Annotated in this window: 21 protein-coding genes; 8 read left to right on the forward strand and 13 right to left on the reverse strand. The window is 65.7% G+C overall.

Translation table 11 applies throughout. From position 1 onward, the window contains the following. Positions 1-124: 124 nt before the first annotated feature. Both QCD75_RS14750 and QCD75_RS14755 read right to left on the reverse strand, forming a co-directional pair. On the reverse strand, positions 125-421 hold the full coding sequence (locus QCD75_RS14750) for a hypothetical protein (protein ID WP_301229862.1): 297 nt from the start codon (positions 419-421) through the stop codon (positions 125-127). A gap of 125 nt (positions 422-546) precedes the next feature. Beyond that, positions 547-963, reverse strand: coding sequence for a hypothetical protein (locus QCD75_RS14755; RefSeq protein WP_301229864.1), 417 nt, complete (start codon positions 961-963; stop codon positions 547-549). A gap of 249 nt (positions 964-1,212) precedes the next feature. On the opposite strand from QCD75_RS14755, the gene QCD75_RS14760 reads away from it, so the two are divergent. Next, positions 1,213-1,722 (forward strand): hypothetical protein, encoded by a 510-nt coding sequence (locus QCD75_RS14760; RefSeq protein ID WP_301229866.1) that lies wholly within the window; start codon positions 1,213-1,215, stop codon positions 1,720-1,722. Between the two features lie 68 nt (positions 1,723-1,790). On the opposite strand, the gene QCD75_RS14765 is transcribed toward QCD75_RS14760, so the two are convergent. Then, positions 1,791-2,321 carry an SRPBCC family protein gene (locus QCD75_RS14765; protein WP_301229868.1) on the reverse strand — a complete coding sequence of 177 codons (531 nt, stop codon included), beginning with the start codon at positions 2,319-2,321 and terminating at the stop codon, positions 1,791-1,793. Positions 2,322-2,552: 231 nt separating this feature from the next. Here QCD75_RS14765 and QCD75_RS14770 point away from each other — a divergent pair, with 231 nt between their 5' ends. Further along, positions 2,553-2,768: a hypothetical protein gene (locus tag QCD75_RS14770; RefSeq protein WP_301229870.1), complete on the forward strand. Its 216-nt coding sequence runs from the start codon at positions 2,553-2,555 to the stop codon at positions 2,766-2,768. Positions 2,769-2,807: 39 nt separating this feature from the next. On the opposite strand, the gene QCD75_RS14775 is transcribed toward QCD75_RS14770, so the two are convergent. After that, positions 2,808-5,222, reverse strand: coding sequence for an alpha/beta fold hydrolase (locus QCD75_RS14775; protein ID WP_301229872.1), 2,415 nt, complete (start codon positions 5,220-5,222; stop codon positions 2,808-2,810). A gap of 69 nt (positions 5,223-5,291) precedes the next feature. Here QCD75_RS14775 and QCD75_RS14780 point away from each other — a divergent pair, with 69 nt between their 5' ends. Both QCD75_RS14780 and QCD75_RS14785 read left to right on the forward strand, forming a co-directional pair. Further along, positions 5,292-5,924, forward strand: a complete 633-nt coding sequence (locus QCD75_RS14780; protein ID WP_301229874.1) for a TetR/AcrR family transcriptional regulator — start codon at positions 5,292-5,294, stop codon at positions 5,922-5,924. 26 nt (positions 5,925-5,950) lie between these two features. Further along, positions 5,951-6,808 (forward strand): 3-hydroxyacyl-CoA dehydrogenase, encoded by an 858-nt coding sequence (locus QCD75_RS14785; RefSeq protein ID WP_301229876.1) that lies wholly within the window; start codon positions 5,951-5,953, stop codon positions 6,806-6,808. Positions 6,809-6,840: 32 nt separating this feature from the next. On the opposite strand, the gene QCD75_RS14790 is transcribed toward QCD75_RS14785, so the two are convergent. Both QCD75_RS14790 and QCD75_RS14795 read right to left on the reverse strand, forming a co-directional pair. Beyond that, a complete protein-coding gene (locus QCD75_RS14790) occupies positions 6,841-9,003 on the reverse strand; it encodes a transglycosylase domain-containing protein (protein WP_301229878.1) in 2,163 nt (720 codons plus the stop codon). 126 nt (positions 9,004-9,129) lie between these two features. Next, complete coding sequence (locus tag QCD75_RS14795; RefSeq protein ID WP_301229880.1) at positions 9,130-10,359, reverse strand: amidohydrolase; 1,230 nt, start codon at positions 10,357-10,359, stop codon at positions 9,130-9,132. 200 nt (positions 10,360-10,559) lie between these two features. On the opposite strand from QCD75_RS14795, the gene QCD75_RS14800 reads away from it, so the two are divergent. Next, a complete protein-coding gene (locus tag QCD75_RS14800) occupies positions 10,560-10,937 on the forward strand; it encodes an META domain-containing protein (RefSeq protein WP_301229882.1) in 378 nt (125 codons plus the stop codon). A 21-nt stretch (positions 10,938-10,958) separates the two neighbouring features. On the opposite strand, the gene QCD75_RS14805 is transcribed toward QCD75_RS14800, so the two are convergent. From QCD75_RS14805 to arr, 6 genes are all read right to left on the reverse strand, one after another. Further along, entirely contained in the window at positions 10,959-11,807 is an 849-nt protein-coding gene (locus QCD75_RS14805; protein ID WP_301229884.1) for an SDR family oxidoreductase, read from the reverse strand. Between the two features lie 82 nt (positions 11,808-11,889). Continuing rightward, complete coding sequence (locus tag QCD75_RS14810) at positions 11,890-12,684, reverse strand: glycoside hydrolase family 16 protein (RefSeq protein ID WP_301229886.1); 795 nt, start codon at positions 12,682-12,684, stop codon at positions 11,890-11,892. Positions 12,685-12,699: 15 nt separating this feature from the next. After that, positions 12,700-13,470 carry an SDR family NAD(P)-dependent oxidoreductase gene (locus QCD75_RS14815; RefSeq protein ID WP_301229888.1) on the reverse strand — a complete coding sequence of 257 codons (771 nt, stop codon included), beginning with the start codon at positions 13,468-13,470 and terminating at the stop codon, positions 12,700-12,702. A gap of 86 nt (positions 13,471-13,556) precedes the next feature. Continuing rightward, the gene (locus QCD75_RS14820) at positions 13,557-15,110 is read right to left on the reverse strand and encodes a phytoene desaturase family protein (protein ID WP_301229890.1); all 1,554 of its coding nucleotides are present in this window, start codon (positions 15,108-15,110) and stop codon (positions 13,557-13,559) included. 214 nt (positions 15,111-15,324) lie between these two features. Then, complete coding sequence (locus tag QCD75_RS14825; protein WP_301229892.1) at positions 15,325-15,765, reverse strand: VOC family protein; 441 nt, start codon at positions 15,763-15,765, stop codon at positions 15,325-15,327. A gap of 195 nt (positions 15,766-15,960) precedes the next feature. Further along, complete coding sequence (gene arr / locus QCD75_RS14830) at positions 15,961-16,371, reverse strand: NAD(+)--rifampin ADP-ribosyltransferase (RefSeq protein WP_301229894.1); 411 nt, start codon at positions 16,369-16,371, stop codon at positions 15,961-15,963. 109 nt (positions 16,372-16,480) lie between these two features. On the opposite strand from arr, the gene QCD75_RS14835 reads away from it, so the two are divergent. After that, the gene (locus tag QCD75_RS14835) at positions 16,481-16,729 is read left to right on the forward strand and encodes a hypothetical protein (protein WP_301229896.1); all 249 of its coding nucleotides are present in this window, start codon (positions 16,481-16,483) and stop codon (positions 16,727-16,729) included. A 37-nt stretch (positions 16,730-16,766) separates the two neighbouring features. Beyond that, positions 16,767-17,171 carry a hypothetical protein gene (locus QCD75_RS14840; protein WP_301229898.1) on the forward strand — a complete coding sequence of 135 codons (405 nt, stop codon included), beginning with the start codon at positions 16,767-16,769 and terminating at the stop codon, positions 17,169-17,171. Between the two features lie 342 nt (positions 17,172-17,513). Here QCD75_RS14840 and QCD75_RS14845 read toward each other — a convergent pair whose 3' ends face one another. Further along, positions 17,514-18,194 carry an HAD-IA family hydrolase gene (locus tag QCD75_RS14845; protein WP_301229900.1) on the reverse strand — a complete coding sequence of 227 codons (681 nt, stop codon included), beginning with the start codon at positions 18,192-18,194 and terminating at the stop codon, positions 17,514-17,516. Between the two features lie 115 nt (positions 18,195-18,309). Here QCD75_RS14845 and QCD75_RS14850 point away from each other — a divergent pair, with 115 nt between their 5' ends. After that, positions 18,310-20,256 carry a plasmid pRiA4b ORF-3 family protein gene (locus tag QCD75_RS14850; RefSeq protein WP_301229902.1) on the forward strand — a complete coding sequence of 649 codons (1,947 nt, stop codon included), beginning with the start codon at positions 18,310-18,312 and terminating at the stop codon, positions 20,254-20,256. Positions 20,257-20,378 lie beyond the last annotated feature (122 nt).

Raw genomic sequence — 20,378 nt, forward strand, 5'->3', positions numbered from 1 at the left:
CCTCCGAGTTCCTGGACCTGTCGCAGCGAGTAGCTTAGCTTCACAAGGTCTTCTGTCGGCACCAGGGGCCACCTCCTGAAGGTGTGGAACACCGGGTCCCGGCGCCCCGGACCGGGCTTCCCTGTCACGCGGCCAGCTTCGTCGCGAGGTCCGGACGGCGGTACCCGAAGCGGGCGTCCAGCGGATATGGGGGGAGGGTTTTGGCTCCGGATTCCGTGAGGGTCCGAAGCGCCTCCGGGGAGTTGGTATGCAGCAGCTCCAGGTCCAAATGAACGGCAAAGCCGGGCAGGACGCGGCCGGCGCGCCCCACTAATGCCACCAGGGCACGGACATTGTTGGGGGTGAGTCTTCCGGTAGGTCGAAGAGTGACGGTCGTCGCGTCCATGTCGACGGCAACGGTGACTGCAAGTTTGGTGGTCATAGGGAAAAGGTCCTCTACGAAGCACTGACGGCCGCTTGCTTGACCTCTTCCAGAATACCGAGATTGCCGCCGGTAACCAGTCTCTGTGACGCACGTCACGCATTTACATGTTACGGAACTTGGAACTAGGACGTCTCTGGTCCCGGCAGCTCGATGCCTTGCTCCTGGGCGAACTTCATGATGTTTGGCATCATCACCGCGCTTTGCTGCTTCGCCTCCTCGGCGGGGGTGAAGGCCACAAATTCGCTCCCGGCGAACACTAGCGGCGTGTGCCCAGGCTCGATGACGAACGCGTCACCGGCCTCGAAGATCTCCTCGACCCCGTCGCCTCTCCGGACGCCGAACTTCCCTTTGATTACGTAGCCGAGGTGGTTCGCCTGGCACAGATCATTCGGCGCACCCTTGAAGAAAGGCGCCTGATCCATGTCCTTAAGGTTTCTTTCCAAGCTCACCGTCCAGTCACCGATCTCCTGCTCGTAAGCGTCCACATAGCCGGGGAACTCCTGGTGGGTCGAGGCGGTGCCCTTCGATAGCTTTGACATCTTCTTTTCTCCTACTAAGTGGTGACTCGTGCCGAGTCCGGGGTGCATCGGCCATCCGTCACTGCCCACGCTAGGTATCTCTCTGGCCCGCTCCCAGAGACCAAGGTCCCGCGCGTTTGATCGCGCACACAGGAGCATCGGGCGCTCCCCTGCCGAATGGCTCTGTCCGGGGGTGGCGACGACCTCCGTCATGCCATGCAGACACGACGGAGGTCGGGTTCCGGGGACCGGGGGAGCAACACTGCCTGGGTGTGGTGGGACTCCCACCGGGCACACCGGCAAGGCCCGGAGGCGATCCGGCACCGGCAGAGGGCGCGCCTGGCTGACCTGGTCGCCTACGCCCGGCAGCACTCGGCCTTTTACCGGGACCGCTACCAGGGGCTGCCCGAGCATATCGGGGACGTCACTTTGTTGCCGGTAACGAACAAACGCGAACTCATGGCCCACTTCGACGAGGTGGCCACCGATCCGGCAGTGACCCTCGCGGGTGCCCAGGAGTTCGTGGGGGACCCGAGCCGTATCGGGGACCGATTCGCCGGGAAATACCTGGTGGCCACCACCGCCAGCACCACCGGCACCCGCGGCATCTTCGTGCTCGACGACCGGTACTGGGCAGTCACCTCGGGCCTGATGGGCATCCTGACCGCAAAGTGGCTGACATGGCGGGGCGTGGTGCGGCTCGTGGGACGAGGGGCGCGGTCCGGCGAGGTGATCGCCACCGGCGGCAAATACCGCACCGTCAGCCCCCTGCAGCCATGACCGCCGTCTTTGTGGCCGGGGAACTGACCGGCGCGCTCGCGTACTGAGGAGAGGGCTGGGGCTGCCAGTCAGTTGTCCGGGCCAGAAGCGGACTGGGGCCGGAGGTAGTCCCGCAGCATGGGGAACTCCGAGTGCACGTGGGCATCCAGGTCCGCGGTGAACCCGGGCGTGAAGTACAGCCGCAGCAGCGGGTCCAGCAGCCGGCCGATCCCGGGCCACCCGACGGTAATCGTGTGGTGCACCGACACTCCGCCCGGCACCGGGGTGAGCTTCAGAGACAGGCGGGCCGGGAGAGGCACGACCTTGCGGAAGCGCCACACGAGCCTGCGGCCCGGTTCGACCGCCTCCACAACTCCGCGCAGCCGCAACCGGCGCCGGCCGACGAACTCGTCCATCACCACGACGTCACCCACCCCGCCTGGGGGCTGCCCCAGCGCGTGGAGCTCCAGGTGGGTTCCGGGCCACCAGTTCCGGTACTGCTGATCGGTGCAGGCCACCATAAAGTCGGTGACGTCATGGCCCGTCAACCCCGCGACATCGACCCTCGACTCGATCACCAGCACCTGTGCCCCCTGTGCTCCCTGCAGTTGCGTGGCCATGGATTCCAGCGCAGGCCAATGACTTGATTTTGCCTCCGGAGGGCATCTTTTGCCACCGAAAACCTGAAGCCTTTTTGTCAGGCCCGACACCGGGGAATTTCGGGGATTATGGCCCTAGTCTTCCTCATGGGAACTGCGTTGACTTGTGGGCTGGGGCGGGCACCACATCCCCTCGCAGCACGCCATGTTCCACCCCGAACCGCACATCGAGAAGGAAGGCGGCATCCTCAGATGCACATTAAGGACCATTGGGACCATCTGGACCCGGCCACGCGGAAGTGGCTCATTGACAACCCCGGGTGCCAGATCCTTCCCAGGACCATCACCGCAGTTGTCTCCAAAGCGGCGGGCGAGAACCTTGCCAGTGGACAGCACGGCGAGACGGTCATATCCCAGGAGGACCATGAGTTCATCCGGTCGATGGCGACCGGGGTCGCGAACGCCTGAACCGCCCCGTCATCGTGGGGTCGCACGAAGGGCGCACCTCTAAGCCAGAGATGCGCCTTTCGTGCGGCGGCCCGCCATGACCCGGGACAGGAACTCCTCCACAACCGTGGCGAACTCATCAGGCCGTTCGATCTGCGGCATGTGTCCCGTGTTCGGGAAGACGTGCGAGTCGGCGCGTGGCAGGGCCGCGGTCGCCGACTCGAGGTGGCTGAACGGGAGAACGTGATCGTGGTCGCCCCAGACCACGAGCGTCGGAATGTCCAACGGCGCCAAGGCCTCCACCAGGGCCGTCCGCCATCCGGCCCTGATGCCGGAGATCGTTCCGAGATCGCTGGCGATCTCGAGCACCGACCGTCGGTGCGCCGCCCGTTGCGACAGAGCGAAAGCATGCTCCACGCGGGCATCCGTCACCAGGTCCTTGTCGTAGAAGATCGACTGGACCGTGCGGCGGGAAGCCTTCACGTCGGGACGCATGAGCAGTTCCCCGAGTCGCCGGACCGTGAGCAGGCGCAGCACCAGTGCAACCTCCTTGCCGAATCCGGCGCTGTCGGCAAGAACGAGGGCTGAGACGCGGTGCGGATTCTCGGCAGCGAACTTCATGGCGACGGCACCGCCGAGCGAGTTGCCGATCACTGCTAGCGCCTCGTGCACCCCGAGGGCGTCGAGGAAGGCGGGGAGGGCGCCGGCGAGCTTCGCCAAGGTGGCCGGCCCGGAGATCCGTTCGGAGTAGGCGAAGCCGGGCAGGTCCACGCTGTAGACGGTGTGGCGCGCCGAGAGGCGCTGGTGCTGCTCGGTCCAGTCGTCGAGGCTCTGGCCGATGCCGTGCAGCAGAAGCACCGGGTCCCCGTCGCCGGTTTTCCGGTAGCGCAGGCGGGTGCCGGCGACGTCGATGTATCCAGTTCCGGGGAGCGCGAGAGGGTCCTGGGGCGCCGGGGTTCCCCGTCCGGGCGCAGCCACCGGCTGCCCGCGCCGGCCGAAACGAACATGGTCCGTCAGCCGGCCGGCCCTAAGCAGGGCGAAGTCGCGCACGTAGTTCTGGTGCAGCCGCCATGGCGAGCCGGTGCCCTGCCGGGGAAGATCTCCGGCGTCGCGAAGAATGTAGCCGGCCTTCAGATCGATCAGGGGCGTCAGCTCAGCGTTCGCGACGTCGGCGGGTGCCTTGGGCGCAACCCATTGCAGGTTCCGGCGGTCGAGGTACTTCAGCAGCCTGCAGATATAGCCTGCCACCAGGTCCGCTTTGAGGGTCCAGGAGGCGTTGGTGTAACCGACCGTGAGCGCGAAATTGGGAACGCCGTCGAGCATCATGCCTTTGTAGGTCAGGGTTTTGCCTACGTCCACCGGCTCGCCGTCGACGGTGAGGGTCATGCCGCCAATGACGAGCAGGTTCAGTCCTGTTGCCGTGACAATCACGTCGGCCGGGATCGATCCCCCCGAAACCAGGTCAATACCGTCCGGGGTGATCCGCGAGATCCTGTCGGTCACGATGTCGGCCGTGCCTGCGCTGATGGCGCGGTAGAGGTCGCCGTTGGGGATCGCGCAGAGCCGCTGGTCCCATGGCTCATAGGACGGGGCCAGATGCGTGTCGATCGCAAAGCCCTCCGGCAGCTTGGCGATGGCTGACTTGCGGAGGATTGCCTTCATCGTCTCCGGCCGGCGCCGGCTGAGCTGGTACGTCAGCATCGAAAAGAGAATGTTCTTGGCCCGTACGACGTCGTAGGCCAGTTGCGCGGGCAGCTTGCCCCGGAGGCGGTCGGCCAGGTGGTCCCGGGACGGCACGGGGGCGATGTAGGTGGGGGAGCGCTGCAGCATGGTGACCTTGGCAGCCGACTTCGCCATCGACGGCACGAGCGTCACCGCGGTGGCCCCGCTGCCAATGATCACCACCTGTTTGCCGTCGTAGTCGAGGTCAGCGGGCCAGTGCTGCGGGTGGACGATCGATCCGGCGAAGGTCTCGGCACCCTCGATGGCCGGACTAAAGCCCTCGTCATAGCGGTAGTAGCCCGAGCAGACGGACAGGAATGAGCAGGTGAACGTGACCGTCTCAGTGCTCGACGCCGGACCGTCGTGCCGGTATTCGCCGTCGGACGTGCGGACGGCCGTGACCGTCCACAGCGCGGTTTCGCTGGACCACCCGGCCGAGACCACCCGGTGGTTCAGCCGGATCCGCGATGCCAGGCCCTCGTCCGCCACCGTCGCCTCGATGTAGTCGCGGATCGAATCGCCGTCGGCGATGGCTTTGGCGCCGGCCCAGGGCCGGAACGAGTAGCCGAGCGTGTACATGTCGCTGTCGGAGCGGATGCCCGGGTATCGGAAAAGATCCCAGGTGCCTCCCACCGCGCCGCGCGACTCAAGAATAGTGAAGGTCTTACCGGGTACGTCTCGTTTCAACCGGCTGGCAAAACCTGTGCCGCTCAGCCCGGCTCCGACAATTAACACATCCACGTGTTCGCTCATAAAGCCAAACTATCGACTTCAAGTTGACAGAGTCAACACGGTGTCGAGAACCCGGGCTAGGATGGGCCCATGGTTCAACGAGGAAGACGTACCGCAAAGGTCTCGGGGGATGAGCGCCAGGACGCAATACTGGTCACGGCCGAGGCGCTCCTCGGCGAGCGCGCCTTCGACGACATATCGATCGAGGATCTGGCCCGCGGCGCCGGGATCTCGCGCCCCACGTTCTACTTCTACTTCTCCTCCAAAGACGAGGTTCTGCTGGCCCTTCTGGACCGTGTCATCACCGAGGTGGAACACCGGGTGGGCGAGCTCCCGCGGGATTTCGAAACCGATCCCGCAGGAGCGTGGACCCGTTCCATTGGGATGTTCGTCGAGGTGTTCGTGAACCACCGCGGCGTCGCCACTGCGGCGATCGCGGCGAGAGCCCGCAACGATGAGGTGCGGGCGCTCTGGTCCCGGTCGATGCAGTCCTGGGCCGACTTCTCAACTGACATCATCAGATCTGAGCAGGCCCGGGGGGCCGCACCCGGCGGCATTGACGCCCACGACCTCGCAGTCAGCCTCAACCTGATGAACGAGCGCGTTATCACCGCGGTCCTCAACCAGGAGAGTCCCGCCATCGTGGAGTCCCGCGCCCTGGACGTGCTCTCAACCATCTGGATCCGCAGTATCTACGGGTCCGTCAACCCCGGCCGCCCCTAACCCCCACGTCAGAAGGAACACCTCAAATGCCCGAAATCAAGACGCTGACCGTGCTCGGCACCGGAGTGCTCGGATCGCAGATCGCCTACCAGGCCGCGTTCCACGGATTCGCTGTCACGGCCTACGACATTGACGACGAAGCCCTCGAAAAGGCGCGGGCCCGCTTCGCGCACCTCGCCGGCATCTACCGGGCACAGAAGGTTGCCGGCGCCGAGGAGGGCCAAGCTGAGGCGGCTCTGGCCAACCTCCGCCTCACCGCTGACCTCGGGAGCGCCGTCGCCAACGCAGACCTGGTGATCGAGGCGGTTCCCGAACTGCTCGAGCTCAAGCGGGACCTCTACCGCAAGATAGCGGAGCTCGCCCCGGCCAAGACGATCTTCGCCACGAACTCCTCAACCCTGCTGCCCAGCGACCTCAAAGATTTCACCGGCCGCCCCGACCGCTTCCTCGCTATCCATTACGCCAACAACATCTGGGTGCAGAACATCGCCGAGGTGATGGGCACCGCCGCAACCGATCCGGCGGTGTTCGACGCCGTCGTCGGGTTCGCCCGGAACAGCGGGCTGGAGCCGATCGAGATCAAAAAGGAGAAAGCCGGCTACGTCCTGAACTCGCTTCTGGTCCCTCTCCTGAACGCGGCCGCCGGTCTGCTGCTGCAGGGCATCGCCAGCCCGGAAACGATCGATAAAACCTGGCGCATTGCCACCGGAGCGCCGAGCGGACCGTTCCAGATTTACGACGTCGTTGGCCTGGGAACCGCCTACAACATCGCCGCGTCCTCCCCGGACGCAGGCTCGCAAGCATTCGCGAAGTACCTGAAGGACAACTACCTCGACAAGGGCAAGCTCGGCGTCTCCACAGGCGAAGGCTTCTACACCTACTGAGTCCGCCCGGCGCCCTGCTGCGGCGCCGCACCTCACGGAGGCGGCGGTTCAGGCTTGGTCATGGACTCGGGCGGTGGGGCGAACGGCGCGGCGGGGTACAGTCCGGCCACCTGCTGCATGTAATTTGCCCACTGCGGGCCGGCGAGCATGTAGCCGTCAATGTTCTTGTAGAACTTGCCGTTGATGGTGACGTTCTGGCCCGGCCGTTTCTGGCCCTCCAGGGTGTCCCCGAAAAAGGACGCGGTGGCCAGGCCGCTGGTGTAGCCGACCACCCAGGTCGCGCCGTTGGTGTTGGAAGTGCCGGTCTTGGCTGCGGCGGGGACCTGATTCTGGACCTTGGGCTCGATGTAGATTCCGGACCCCTTTTTCAGCACGTCCTGGAGCACGGAGTTCACGCCGCGGGCCACCTCGGGCTTGACCGCGCTGCGGCAGTCGCTGGTCTCGGCCGGAAGCTTCCGTCCTGATGCATCGGTCACGTCCGCGATGCCGATCGGGGCACAGTACTTGCCCTCAGCGGCGAACGTCGCAAATGCATTGGCCAGGTGGAGCGGCGCCACACCAATGGCGCCCAGCAGGTTGCCCAGCTGATGCATGTTCACTTGCGCGTTGTCCACGGCGCTGTGAAGGCCCACGGCATCCACCATTCTCTGGATGCCGCAGAAGTCCAGTTCCGCGGCCTCGGCGAAGGTCGCCGTGTTGATGGAGTTGTAGAGCCCGTAATTGACGGGCATCTTGCGGTAGTAGCCCTCGTCGTTGTTCTGGAGATCGTCCGTGGCGCCGAGGGACTTTTGGGCCGTATCGTAGGCGCCAAGGACCTTTCCACAGCTGGACTTCCAGGGGAAGTCCAGGGGATAAGTCCGCCGGGCGGCGTCCACCTCGGCGACCATGGACTTGCCTTCGTTGAGCCATTCCGCGAAAGTGAACGGTTTCATCGTGGACCCGGGCTGGAACCCGCCGGCGCCGTTCAGGTCGTTGCCACTGGCGTCCTTGGCGTCCACGTTAAAGTTCAGCTGGGTATCGAACTTCCCGGGTTCGGGGAGGAACACGGTGTTTTGCGCCATCGCCAGGATCTTCCCGGTGCCCGGCGCAATTGTGACCAGCGACGCACCCCACTTGTCCGGGTTGGCGCCGGCGGTGGCGTCGACCTGCGCCTGCGCGGCCGCTTGCAGCCGGCTGTCCAGCGTGGTGGTGATGGTCAGGCCGCCGCGGTACAGCTTTTTCTCGCGATCCGTGGCGTCGACGCCGTACGCCGGGTTGTTGAGGATCAGGTGCGAAATGTAGTCGCAGAAGTATGGTGCCATGTCAGCCGCAGAGCACCCCTGCTTTGCGGGCGTGATTTTCAGCTCGACCCCGCTGGCGACGGCGGCGTCATGATCGGCTTGAAGGATTTTCCCCTCGCTGAGCATTTTGTCCAGGACCTGGTTGCGTCGCTTGACGGAGTTTTCCGGATGCGCGGTGGGATCGTAATAGCTGGGGCTGTTGACCAGGCCGGCGAGCAGTGCAGCCTGCGGCAGGGTGAGGTCCTTTGCTGAGGTACTGAAGAAATGCCGGGCTGCGGCTTCGATGCCATACGCGTCCCGGTTGAAGAACACGATATTGAGATAGCCCTCAAGGATCTGGTCCTTGGAGTATTTCTTTTCCAGCTCGATGGCGAGCTTCATCTCCCGCACCTTGTCGCCGATGCTTTTCTGCCCGCTGAGGACCACCTGATCGCCCCTGTCCGCCGACAACAGGGACTCATTGATCACGTTCGTTACGTACTGCTGGGTCAGCGTGGAAGCGCCCTGTCTGCTGCCGCCGGTCAGGTTGGCGGTGAGCGCCCGGAGAATCCCCTGCGGGTCGACGCCGGCGTGCTTGTAGAAACGGCTGTCCTCGATGGCGACAATCGCGTCCCGGATGTAGGGGGACATCTGGTCCAGCCCGATCTTCACGCGGTTCTCCGCGAAGAAGGTGGCGATCGGCTTCCCGTCCGCGCTCAGCACCTTGGTTGACTGCGACGGCGGCTCAACCGCGAGCTCGGCGGGGAGGTGGTTGAAGAAGATGATTGACCTGCTGACGGCAACGCCGGCAGCAGCGACGCCAGGGACCGCCAGGCTTGCGACCAGAACACCGCAGATCGCGCTCACTGTCAGGAATCCGAGGACCCTCCAAAGGGCCGCGGCCAGACGAGATCCGACTCGTTTCTTCGGCGCCATGTTTGACCAGCTATCGGGCTCAAAATGTGTGATCAGAATACGCCGGAACGGCACCGGAGGGCCAGCCGGGGAAGGGCTCAGGCGGGCATCCTGGGAACGAGGACAAGACCCCGCAGGACAGCTGACTTACCTGTCAGCCAGATACGACAGCGCGGCCACGACGTGGGTTTGAACCCCGAAGGACAGGGTCGGGTCCATCACGGGGGCGAACAAGGGGGAGTGGTTCGCCGGAATGTCCTGTGCCACCGTTCCCCCAGCAGCCGCTGCCCGGTACGCCTCGGGGTCGGCTCCGCCAATGAGCCAAAAGGTGTAAGGCACGCCGAAGGCTTCCGGAATGCGGCTGAAGTCCTCGGAAGCCGTCTGCCGCTCCGCCTGATGCACCGCGTCCGGACCGAAGTGGGCGGTAAACGCGGTTCGCACCCGCGCCGTCACGGCCGCGTCGTTGCTGGTGAGCGGGAACTGCCCGTAGTACTCGAAATCAGGTTCGCGGGACGCTCCGGCGGCGGAGCACTCGCCCCTGACGATCCGCTCGATCGCGGCGAGCACGCTGGCCCGGACCTGGTTGTCATAGGTGCGGATGTTCAACAGCAGGGTGGCACGGTCCGGAATGATGTTCGACGTCGTCCCCGCGTGCAGCGCGCCAACGGTTACGACGGCGAACTCGCCCGGTTTTACCTCCCGGGCCACGATTGACTGCAGCCGGAGCACGATCGAGGCCGCCAGCACCACCGGGTCCACGGACATGTGCGGCATTGAGCCGTGGGCGCCCTTCCCGTACACAGTGATTTTGAGTGAATCCCCGGCCGAGAGGACTGGTCCTTCCGTCGTGGCGACCGTCCCCGCCGGTAGCGGCATCACGTGCTGGGCGAGGGCGACGTCGGGACGTGGCACTTTGGTGACGAGGCCGTCATCGACCATTGCCTGGGACCCGGCCCCGATCTCCTCGGCCGGCTGGAAGAGCGCGATGTAGGTACCGGACCAGGCACCGCGTCCGTCCGCCATCAGCTTGGCGGCGCCGAGCAGCGCACTGACGTGCAGGTCGTGCCCGCAGGCGTGCATGACCCCGCTCACCGTCGACGCGTACGGCAACCCCGTGGCTTCCGTGACGGGAAGCGCGTCCATGTCGGCGCGGGCGAGGACAGTGGGGCCATCTCCGTTTCTGAGCACACCGATGACGCCGGCGCCTCCAACGCGGCTCACCGAATAGCCGAACGCGGCGAGCTTGCCCTCGACGGTTTTTGATGTCCGGTGCTCTTCGAGGCTCAACTCGGGGTGCCGGTGCAACTCGGTGTACGTTTCGCGGATCCAGCCGAGTTCGGAATCCAGGCTGGCCAGGACTGTGTCGGAACTGCTCATGCGCTGCTCGCTCTCGGAGGTCCGAAGCGCCTGGGCAGTCCGGGCGCAGCTGGCAGAACCAGCCTAGACCCGGCCAGTGCCGGGCACGCCGACGCGCGGTACGCACCCGACCGGGTGCGTCACCCCAGCCGGGGCGTCGTGGGTGGTGGGGACGTCAATTGATGCTTCCGCCTCGAGGCCCCGCGGTCTAGCATGGCGGCATGAGCCGATTGCGTCGAAGCGGTCTTCTGGTTGTTGCCACGCTGGTTGCTGGCGTTGGGGCAGTGGCACTCACGGGGTGCTCTGGTCCGGCATTGACATCGTTCGCGGGCGGTTGGGGGCAGACCGGCAGTGGTCAGCCCAATCTCACGATCACCGACGACGGTTCCTTCCAGGGAACAGACGGCTGCAATCGTTTGACGGGCAAGGGATCGATTTCGGGCGATGTCTTCGGCTTCGGCCCAATCGCATCCACTTCCATGGCCTGCAGCGATGTCGATACGTGGCTATCGCATGCGGACACCGCCAAAGTGGATGGGAGTGTGCTTGTCGTTTATGACAGGGGCGGCGGCCAAATCGGAACGCTGCCCAAGCAGTGACGGAAGGAATCCGCCAGGCCGTCAGCCCTGGCGGTCGGGGTCCAGGACGGTGACGTCCAGGGGCATGCGGTTGGCGCGGCGGAGGCGTCCGGCCAGCAGGTTGCGCACCCCGCGGGACACCATCGTGGTCTTGGTCAGATACCTGAACTGGGCGGCGTCCGAGGTGACGAGGTCCAGGAGGGGGCGCGCGGCGTCGTCGGGGGTCTGCCCCCACAGCCCGACGACGACCTGCAGCCCGCCCAGGCGGTGCTCGTAGCCGGGCTGGGACGTGACGTGCCCCAGCATGTCCGTCACCACCAGCCCCGGGTTCATGCCGTGCACCCGGACGGCGGTGCCTTTGGTCTCCAGCCGCAACGTCTCGGTGAACTGGCGGACCCAGCGCTTGCTCGACGCATACGCGTTCTGCAGCGCCACCGGGCCCTGGTCGCCCTGGCCGTAGACGTTGACGAGGTCCCCGTGGCCTTGGCCGAGGAACACCGGCAGCGCAACCCTTGCCCCGTGGAACGTGCCGAGGATGTTCGTGCGCACCACCCGCGTGAAGTCGTCGACCGGCGTGGACGCCGTGGGCCCGAAGACGCCGGAGGTCCCGGCGTTGTTGACCCAGATGTCGAGCGTCCCGCGGCTCAGGGCCTCGTCGCGCAGGGCCTCGACGTCGGCCAGCTCACCGGTGTCGCAGCGACGTCCGGACGCCGCGATCCCTTCCGCATGCAGCCGTTCGACGGCGGCCGCGACGTCGACGTCGGACCTGGACGCCAGCACCACCGTCGCGCCCTGATGGCCCAGCAGCCCGGCCATGGCAAACCCCAGGCCCCGTGTCGAGCCGGTCACGACCGCCACGCGTCCGCGGAGTACGTCCCCTTGCGAATCCATGCTTCTCCCATGTGCGAAGGGGCCGGGGAGAGTAACAGCCCCGGCATCGCGACCGTTCCGGGGTGCCGGGCCGGCCCTGCTCCTACTCCCAGGCCCTGACGTAGTCGACTTTCACTGTGGACGCCTTCCCGTAAGCGGCGCTGGTGTTGGCTTGGCCGACATTCAGGACCAGGTATTGCGGGGCGTTGCCGTCGTCCGTGCGGATGGACTTGACCTTGACGCCGTCCACGTAGACCTCAGCGAGGCTGTCCTTACGCCATAGGCCGTAGGTGTGGAAATCTTCGCCCCAATAGCCCGGAATTGCGCCCTGGGGGTAAGCTCCCGGGCCTGAGTGGTAGTTGGACGTCAGCCTTCCGTTGATCACTTCGGCGATGTCGATCTCGCCCGTTGCCGGCCAGGATTGCCCGGTGGTCCACCAAGCGGGAAAGTTGTGGAGCACCTGTCCCTTGCCGGGGAAAGAGATGCGGGCCTCGACATAGCCGGTCCTGAACTCGTATCCGGTCTTGGCGGCGTCCTTCGGGTTCGACGATACTAGAGCGCCGGTGCCGGAGTTCGAGAGCTTCAGCGATAGGTGCCCGCCGCTGACGGAGACGTTTGCGGGGTCGGTTTTGACCCCGTTCAATCGGCTGCCGACGAACCAGGAACGGGACCACTTGTTCGTGTCGAGGGTGGTTCCGTCGAACTCATCACCGAAGGTCTGGGTCCATGCGCCCGGGACCCCGACGGGCATCTTTGCGGGCTGGGTCGAGGCATATTGGGCAGCAGCAACGGGGGCTGCGACAACGTCAGCGTCGGCGGCGACGGCGCCGAGGGCCGCCGTGAGGGACAGTGCGGCCGCCATCGCCGTAGCGGCAAAAAACGTGGTGAGTCTGTTCATGGCTACTCCCGGAGATCATCGAAACAGTCTGATGCCGGTCAGTTCAGCGAGTTCATCCAGGAGCCGGTCCTGGAAGCAGGGGTCGAGGGCTGCGGGGGCGGGTGGGTGGCGCTGCTGGTGGTGCCAGTATCCGCCGCTGGTGAGAGCGGCGGGATCGTGGCTGGTGGCCAGCCATGTTTGCGTCAGGTATCCCATTTCCAGGTCGTCGGGCGCTCCGGGGCCGCCCATTTTGGTGGGGACCCAGCCCGGGTCGACCGCGTTGCCCAGCACGGAGGGCCAGCGGCGCGCGACAGCGAGGGCGAGGGCGGTGACGTACAGCTTGCTCTCGGAGTACGCCTGGCCGGAGTTCCAGCGCCGTGCGGTCCAGTCGATGTCCTCCAGTGAGTCGCTGCCGCTTCGGTGCAGGCCGCTGCTGAGGTAAATCAGGCGGTCCGGCCGGTCGATCAGTGCCGTGAGCAGGTACGGCGCCAAGGTGTTCACGGCCAGTGTCCGGGCGTGCCCCTCGGGCGTGGTTCCCCGTGCGGGTTCCAGGTACCTGCCGGCGTTGTGAATGACGGCGTCCATTCGGCCGATGCTGTTTACCTGGTCGGCCAGCGAGCGGGTTTCCGCCGCGCTGCTGAGATCGCCGACGACGACGCCGGCCGCCTGTGCGGCCAGGTCGCCGAGGTCGTTTGCGCGCCGCGGCGTTCGGGCGTGCAGGACGACATCATGGCCGCCGCGGAGAAGGGTACGTGCCGCGGCCAGGCCCAGCCCGTCGGCGGAGCCGGTGATGAAGATGCGTGCCACGAGATCTTCCCCTCATCGTGGGACATTAGGGAACAGGACCCGGAAGAACCGGATGCGTTCCGGCCCGCGAGACTCCTGTGTGGTTGTCAGCCCGTGGCGGTCTGCGATTCCAGCAGGGCCACGGCCCGAGCGGCTGCGGCGATTCCCGATCCCATGGCCGGGTTCATGCCGCCGCCATTGGTCCACGCCCCGGCCAGGAAGATGTTCCGGACGGGTGTGTCCTGGGGAAGCCAGCCAACCCCGGAATTCGCCGGCGAGTTCTCATAGCCCTCGATGGCACCCCCGGGGTTGCGGGTGTAGTGGAAGTTGGTCAGCGGTGTGGAAGCTTCCTGATGCACGATGGCGTCCCTGAGGCCGGGCACCTCGACGTCGGCCCTCGCCACGAGGGCATCGGCTACCTGCTCCTTCAGCGCCAGATAGCGGGGAAGGCGATGATAGTCCGCCGTGTCGCCTCCGGTGCCCCATGTGTCCTGATAGTCCCAGGGGGCGATGGCGGTCAGCACCACCACACCATGCCCCTCGGGGGCACAGCCGGGATCGACACGGGTGTAATCGGTAAGCAATATCGACGTGCGGGCCCAGTCTCCGCGCTGCGCGGCCCGCCAGGCTTCCTCGGGATCATACGAGGGGTCGATGAAGAGTTCGTGCGGAAGCCCCTGCTCGCCGAAGAGGTCCCGGCCCAGGCCGAGGTAAACGGTGAACAATGTGTACGACGGCTTCGGCTGTTCCACCCGTTCGACGTAATCGGACGGCAGGCGTTCCCGGCCGACCAGGTCCAGGAGCGTTGTGGGTGCGCTGGCGTTGGAGATGAACACATCGGCCTCCACCCGCTGTCCCTCGCAGGTGGTGACCGCGGTGGCTTGGCCGTCGCTGAACTCGAATCCGTTCACCAACTCCCCGCACCGGATCTCGCCGTCGCGCTCGCCGAAGACCTCCGCCAGCGCGCTGCTGACGGAATGTGCACCGCCTTCGGGGTACCAGCCCCCGTGTTCCTGGTAGCTGGAGGTGAGGATTGCGGCCACGACCGCGGAGCATCGGGACGGCGGCAGGCCGGTGTAGCTCCACAGGGCGGCGAGCGCGGCGCGGGTCTTCTGCCCGCCGACGTGCCGCAGCATCATCTGCTCCCAGGTTTCGCTGCTGGCCCGGGCCATGGCGGGATAGTGTCGTGCCATGTCCCCGGGTGCGGCTGGCGTCCTCCCGGCAGCCATGTCCACCTCGAGACGCCGGGTATCCCGGTAGATGGCGAGGGCCTCGTCCAGATATGCCCGGATTCCTTCCGTCTGCTCGGGGAAGATGCGCAGGAGCTGGGATTCGTACTGGAAGGCATCGGCATGACCGATGATCCCGGGCCCTCCTCCGCGGAGGACGTAGAGGGGATCCAGCCGGTGCAGCCGGAGACGGTCTGCTATCCCGAGGGCCCGGTACATGGCATCTGCGCCTCCTCCGGGGGCCAACCCGTTGAGCGCATGTAGGGCCACGTCGAAGCGGTAGGGCCCCCGCTGGAAGGACGTGGCGTAGCCGCCAGGGGCTGAGTTCTGTTCCAGAATCACCGTCCGCCGGCCCTGGCCCGCAAGGGTGACTCCTGCGGCCAGGCCTCCCAGTCCTCCTCCAATGATCACTGCGTCTGCTCGCTCCACCATGCCAACTCCTTAGGACGGATTCATCCATTCAACGGAGGACCAGCTCAACTCAACAGGGCCAAAGGTCTTGGGACCCGGGCCGCTGGGAGGCCGCCGTGGAGCCGGGTCGTTGGCCGGGCCGATCTTGCGGTCGCAGCCGGCCGAGGGTCGAGGCTGACGCGCGGCGCAAATGAGCAGCCGGGCCTAAACCAGGGGCGCCACGCCGATTCGGCCGTCAGTTCTTCGTCTTCTGTTCCTCCGCGAGCATCACTATGATGCCGCTGGGACCACGAACGTACGTGAGTTTGTAGACGTCCTTGTAGGTCGCCACGCCGCGTAGCGGCCGGCAGCCGTGCCTCGCGGCGATCTCAAGGGCTTCGTCAAGGTCGTCGACGGAGAAGGCGACGCGATGCATGCCAATTTCGTTGGGACGAGTCGGGCTCGACTCAATTGCTTCGGGGTGGATGTACTCGAAGAGCTCCAGTCGACCGTGACCGTCTGGTGTTTGGAGCATCGCAATATTGGCGTGGTTGCCATCAAGGCCCACGGCAGTGTCGGTCCACTCACCACTGACCGTGTCTCGGCCGACGACCGTGAGACCGAGGTCAGTGAAAAAGGCGATTGTTGCTTCGAGGTCGCGAACGGCGATGCCGACGTTCTCAAGTTTAATGGCCATGCATTGCACGCTACCGAGTCGGGCCGACTAGCTCCAGTGGGGAGGAGGGACTAAATCGAACAAGCCCCGTGGGCAATCAGGGCAACGGTAGCTCTGTCATGGGCCAAATCCGTGCTGACGGCGGCGAACCCTGATGCCGTCGCCCTCTCAGGGGTCCGCGTACGTTCTATGCCCTTGAAGGAGCGTTGATTCTCGTCAGTTGATGATTTCGCCTCGCTCGTCCGCACGGAGTGCTGACAGGCGTTCTTTCCACGCCTGTAGCGCCTCGGGCGCCTGCCGTGTCCAATCGGTGACTTCGACTACGACCATGAGCGGGGCACTGCTGCGATATGACCGGGTGGGGTTGCCGGGGAATTTCTTATCGGTGACGTTCGGGTCGTCCTCAAATTCCCCGGTCGGCTCGACGGCGTAGACGCGCGGGGCGCCGTCACCCGGCGCGAGTTCCGCAGCGAGTCCCGCACCGTTCGGAAGAGCGGTGAAGTAGATGTGATTCATCACGACTTCGGGACGGTAGTTCGACCTGAAGCCCGCCCTAAGGAGGTCACCGTCCCGGAGGTTGGCTTTCGTGCCGTGATAGAACGGACCCTTGTCCAGCGGTTGGCTCACAGCTACAGCCTACGCCGACGACATCGCCGAACATTCTCCGGCCCGTGGCTCTGAGCTCCAGGCCTGTCGGCATCCGTAGTGGCTGGGTGGACGTGTTTATGCTCTCTGTATGGGTAGCTGGGGTACTGCGATTTTTTCCGATGACGTAGCCGCTGACGTGCGTTCGGACTGGCGGGAAGGGATTCTCGACAGAATCCTGCCCGAGGAACTGACGGCAAAGCTCGTCCATTCTTATGCGGCGCAGGCGGACGACCCGGATGACGGTGTGGTGTTTTGGCTTGCGTTGGCCGCGGCCCGGAAGCGGTGCACCCGGGCCTGGCGAAACAACGGAAGCAAGTGCTGGACAGGCTACGAGTGAAACTGGCCGGACCGCAGCCGGCACCGAAAATCCGGTGGTGGAACTGCTGCTGTGGGAGGACACAGGGGAGCTGCCGACGCGTGAGTTGATGGCCACCGCCCCGCCCCTGCATACCGACAGTGAAGTTCCTACGGCTCTCCGGGAAGGGCCGCCGCGGATACGGCCGAACCTGTTTGGTGTACTCACAGCGAAGAAAGCCTCGGCGTTCAACCCGGACATCGGCGAGGTGATCGCCACTGGTATACCCAGGCCTCCGGCCGGAGACTACCGGGACGGGTCCGTGATGACGGGCCACGACATCCTGTCCGGAGTTGAATGGAAATGGTTCGGCGTCTTCATGGACCAACCCCGCTACGAGGCGATGCGTGAGCTGACCCGTGCCCACACAAGGCCGCGACGGAAACGGTGGACGGACCTCGTCAATGAAGGTGGCCTCTCATAACCACTGAGGACGTGCCGCATTCCGCAACGAGAATGGCCCACCACCGAACCCCGCAGGCAAAAAGCTCCCGTCATCGCCGGCGACGGCGCAGGCGCCGCCGAACTCGCCCGCACCCGCATCGCCAACAGCCTCACAGCCTCGGTAACCGGAGACGTCGCCGACAAGACGCGGCACAATCGCCGGTACGTCCGTTGGAGAGGCTACATTTAGTGCTGCAGAAAAGCCGCCATTTAGCGCTGCGATGCACAGATTTGACCATGCATTGGCACCGAGGCTTCTTCCTTGAAGGCCTCGAAGCCGTCCTTCGTCGCCGTCGAGCCGTTGTAACGGGTCAGCCACAACCTAGAGCCGGAAACAAATAGTCAAGCAGCCGGCGTTTTCAGTTTCCAGAGTGGCGCGCACAGAAGTGTAGTCATGGATGTGCAGAACACCGGCGGGGAGCGGGCCGGTATTCGGGCCTACTGCCACGGTGCGGATGCCCGCAGCCAAGCCGGCCGCGATCCCGGCAGGCGCGTCCTCGAAGACGAGGGCGTCCGCAGGATCCACCCCCAGCAGTTCGGCCGCCCGAAGATACCCCTCTGGATGCGGCTTGCCCCGCGTGATCACGTCAGCGGTGACAACGGTCGCGGGCATTCCCAGCCCGGCTGCGTCCATGCGGATGTCCGCCAGGATCCGGTCGGCCGACGTCACCAGGGCAACGGCGTTGGGTGGAAGAATGCCCAGGAGTTCCGCGGCGCCGGGCAGCGGCACGATCCCCTCGATCCGGACGCGCTCCGCGGCGCCCAGCTCCGCGGCAAGCTCTTCGATGTCCGCACCTGCCGGGGCGAAACGGCGGACAGTGTCGATGGCCTGGATGCCGTGTGACGTGCGCAGGATCTCGGCGGAGTCCAGGCCGTAGCGGTCGGCGAACTCACTCCATACCTGTTCCACAATGGAGGTGGAATCCACCAGCGTGCCGTCCATGTCGAAGAGGACGGCGCGGCAGGTGAGGAAGCGCAGGGCAGCAGGTGCGGGCATAGCCATGATTCAATCATGGGCCAAGCGGCCGGTGGATCCACATCCGGTGGCGCAGAACTGGCATGCGGCCCAAAGGGTCGGTACCGTCGGAAGTAGAAGTCCGCGAGCAGGCAGGGGCACCATGGGCAAGAACGGCAGGAACGGCAAGTACCGTCACCGGGGCAAGGCAGCGTCCGTCACCGGCGCCCCGGCCTCCGCACCCCAATCCCTGAGCGCGGTCCGGGCCGACCGTGCCGTGGACGCGCTCACGCCGGCATTCGTCCGCTGGTTCGAGGAGGTCTCACCCGGCTCGGCGGTTGCGGCTTTGGAATGCCTGGAGCCGATCAAGGCCGTCCTGGGCCGCTACATGGACACCACGGCCGCGGCTGACGTGACGAGCCTTGAACCTTTTGGATTGTCAGTCGCCGTGTCGGACGAAATCCTGGCCGCGTTGGACGGCGACGGCGACGGCGACGTAGCCGACGCCGCGTCCGGCGAGGCGGATGCCTTCGAGAGCACGACGTACGTCGTCCATTCCGTTGGCGCCTTCGTCGAGTTCCTCGTCGAGACGGGCCGGTGGAGCGGTTCAGAGGATCAGCTGGCGGCAGTCATGGACTTCCTCGACACGATTGCGGAGGACGACGGCGGCGGTGGTCTCGTCGCCGTGCCGGATATCCCTGATGAGGAGGCCCTGGCGGCCTTCTCCCAGCTGCCGCTTATCCAGAGGGTCACGGCGCTGTTGGAGTGGATCGGGGAGGGGAAGCCCGTCACAGCCACCGGCGCGCTCCGGCTGCGGGACATTGAGGCGGCCGCCGCCTGCGTCGGCGTCGTCGTCCGGGGCGGGACCAAACGGTCGGTTTCTCCACTGCCGGGCACCGGCGGCCCGGCTGATGAAGTGCCAACGGTCCGCAGCATGTACGAGGTGCCGCTGCTGGCCCTTCTGTGGAACGTGCTGGAGGCGGCCGAGCTGCTTGAGATCAAATCGGCGAAGGTGGTTCCCTCGGCGGAAGCCGGTGTGTTCCGGACGGGCGGGGATTCCGGCCTGCTGGGGGAACTGGTGTTTATCGTTGACCTGTTCCTGGAGACGGCGGTGCTCGGCTGGGATCCGGCGCAGCCGTGGGAAAGGCTGGTCTCCAGTGTGCAGGCCTCCATCCTGCTCGCGGCGGCATCGGCCGATCCGCCGGAAACAGCGCGGATCATGGCCGCACCAGCCCTCGCGCCGCCTGCGGAACGGGCAATGGCTGATCTGTTGACCGGTGTGGCCATGACTCGTCTGGAGGAGCTCGCCGAGCTGGGGCTGCTGACCATCGACGCGCAGATCCGGGTGCCGGCGGCCCTCATCCGCTGCATTGCGAATGTTTTCGACGACGACTGGGTTCTCGCAGACCTGGGACTCGGGGAGGTGCCTGATGACGATGCCGGGAGGGAGCCGCTCCAGCAGCGCCAGGCAGTCCCGGGCAAGGCAGCACCGGCAATATCCGCGGTCAGGGAAGCGCCGCGGGCGGCGGGAGCGCCGATTCTGCAGCTGAAGGTCATGCTCAATAATTCGAAGCCGCCGGTCTGGCGGCGTGTCCTGGTTCCTGCCGGCATGCCGCTGCCTCAGCTGCACCAGGTGATCCAGGCGCTGTTCGGCTGGTTCGACTGCCACCTGCACGAGTTCCGCGCCGGAGGATTCCGCGGACCCGCGTATGCGCCGGTGAACCTGGACGGCGACAGCGATTTCTACGGCGATGCCTCCCTTGACGAATCGAAGGTGACCGTCGGCGAGCTGCTGCCGGCCGCGGGCAGCACCATGAGCTATACGTACGACTTTGGCGACAACTGGGTGCTCGCCATCAAGGCCGAGAAAATTCTGCCGGACGACGGCGGCGGGCAGCTGCCGCGGTGCACCGCCGGGCGCGGCGCGGCGCCGGCGGAGGACAGCGGCGGCACGTGGGGCTGGGCGAACGTCGTCGAGGCAGTCAACGATCCAAGCCACGAAGAGCACCAGGAATATCGGGAGTGGCTGGGAATGCTGCCGGGCGAAACGCTTGATCCCAAGGCCTTTGACCTGGACGAGGCCAACGAGGACCTGGCTGACCTCTTCTGACAACTGCGGCGCGCGCATTATCCTCACCCCCGGCGAAAGGGGACGGTGCTGCAGGGCATCAGACCCTTACATTGAAGTTCATGATGACTTACCGATTTGCTGCCGGTTGCGCGTCCACGGAT

The sequence above is a fragment of the Arthrobacter sp. PsM3 genome (genome assembly GCF_030433895.1).
GTDB lineage: Bacteria > Actinomycetota > Actinomycetes > Actinomycetales > Micrococcaceae > Arthrobacter.

Bases quoted from the DNA above. Each gene is read 5' to 3' on its own strand.
- QCD75_RS14795 (WP_301229880.1), bottom strand. From the start codon at position 10,359: ATGAGCAGTTCCGACACAGTCCTGGCCAGCCTGGATTCCGAACTCGGC.
- QCD75_RS14850 (WP_301229902.1), top strand. From the start codon at position 18,310: ATGGGCAAGAACGGCAGGAACGGCAAGTACCGTCACCGGGGCAAGGCA.
- QCD75_RS14835 (WP_301229896.1), top strand. From the start codon at position 16,481: ATGGGTAGCTGGGGTACTGCGATTTTTTCCGATGACGTAGCCGCTGAC.
- QCD75_RS14780 (WP_301229874.1), top strand. From the start codon at position 5,292: ATGGTTCAACGAGGAAGACGTACCGCAAAGGTCTCGGGGGATGAGCGC.
- QCD75_RS14800 (WP_301229882.1), top strand. From the start codon at position 10,560: ATGAGCCGATTGCGTCGAAGCGGTCTTCTGGTTGTTGCCACGCTGGTT.
- QCD75_RS14785 (WP_301229876.1), top strand. From the start codon at position 5,951: ATGCCCGAAATCAAGACGCTGACCGTGCTCGGCACCGGAGTGCTCGGA.
- QCD75_RS14775 (WP_301229872.1), bottom strand. From the start codon at position 5,222: ATGAGCGAACACGTGGATGTGTTAATTGTCGGAGCCGGGCTGAGCGGC.
- QCD75_RS14755 (WP_301229864.1), bottom strand. From the start codon at position 963: ATGTCAAAGCTATCGAAGGGCACCGCCTCGACCCACCAGGAGTTCCCC.
- QCD75_RS14750 (WP_301229862.1), bottom strand. From the start codon at position 421: ATGACCACCAAACTTGCAGTCACCGTTGCCGTCGACATGGACGCGACG.
- QCD75_RS14810 (WP_301229886.1), bottom strand. From the start codon at position 12,684: ATGAACAGACTCACCACGTTTTTTGCCGCTACGGCGATGGCGGCCGCA.
- QCD75_RS14765 (WP_301229868.1), bottom strand. From the start codon at position 2,321: ATGGCCACGCAACTGCAGGGAGCACAGGGGGCACAGGTGCTGGTGATC.
- QCD75_RS14820 (WP_301229890.1), bottom strand. From the start codon at position 15,110: ATGGTGGAGCGAGCAGACGCAGTGATCATTGGAGGAGGACTGGGAGGC.
- QCD75_RS14790 (WP_301229878.1), bottom strand. From the start codon at position 9,003: ATGGCGCCGAAGAAACGAGTCGGATCTCGTCTGGCCGCGGCCCTTTGG.
- QCD75_RS14805 (WP_301229884.1), bottom strand. From the start codon at position 11,807: ATGGATTCGCAAGGGGACGTACTCCGCGGACGCGTGGCGGTCGTGACC.
- QCD75_RS14770 (WP_301229870.1), top strand. From the start codon at position 2,553: ATGCACATTAAGGACCATTGGGACCATCTGGACCCGGCCACGCGGAAG.
- QCD75_RS14825 (WP_301229892.1), bottom strand. From the start codon at position 15,765: ATGGCCATTAAACTTGAGAACGTCGGCATCGCCGTTCGCGACCTCGAA.
- QCD75_RS14845 (WP_301229900.1), bottom strand. From the start codon at position 18,194: ATGGCTATGCCCGCACCTGCTGCCCTGCGCTTCCTCACCTGCCGCGCC.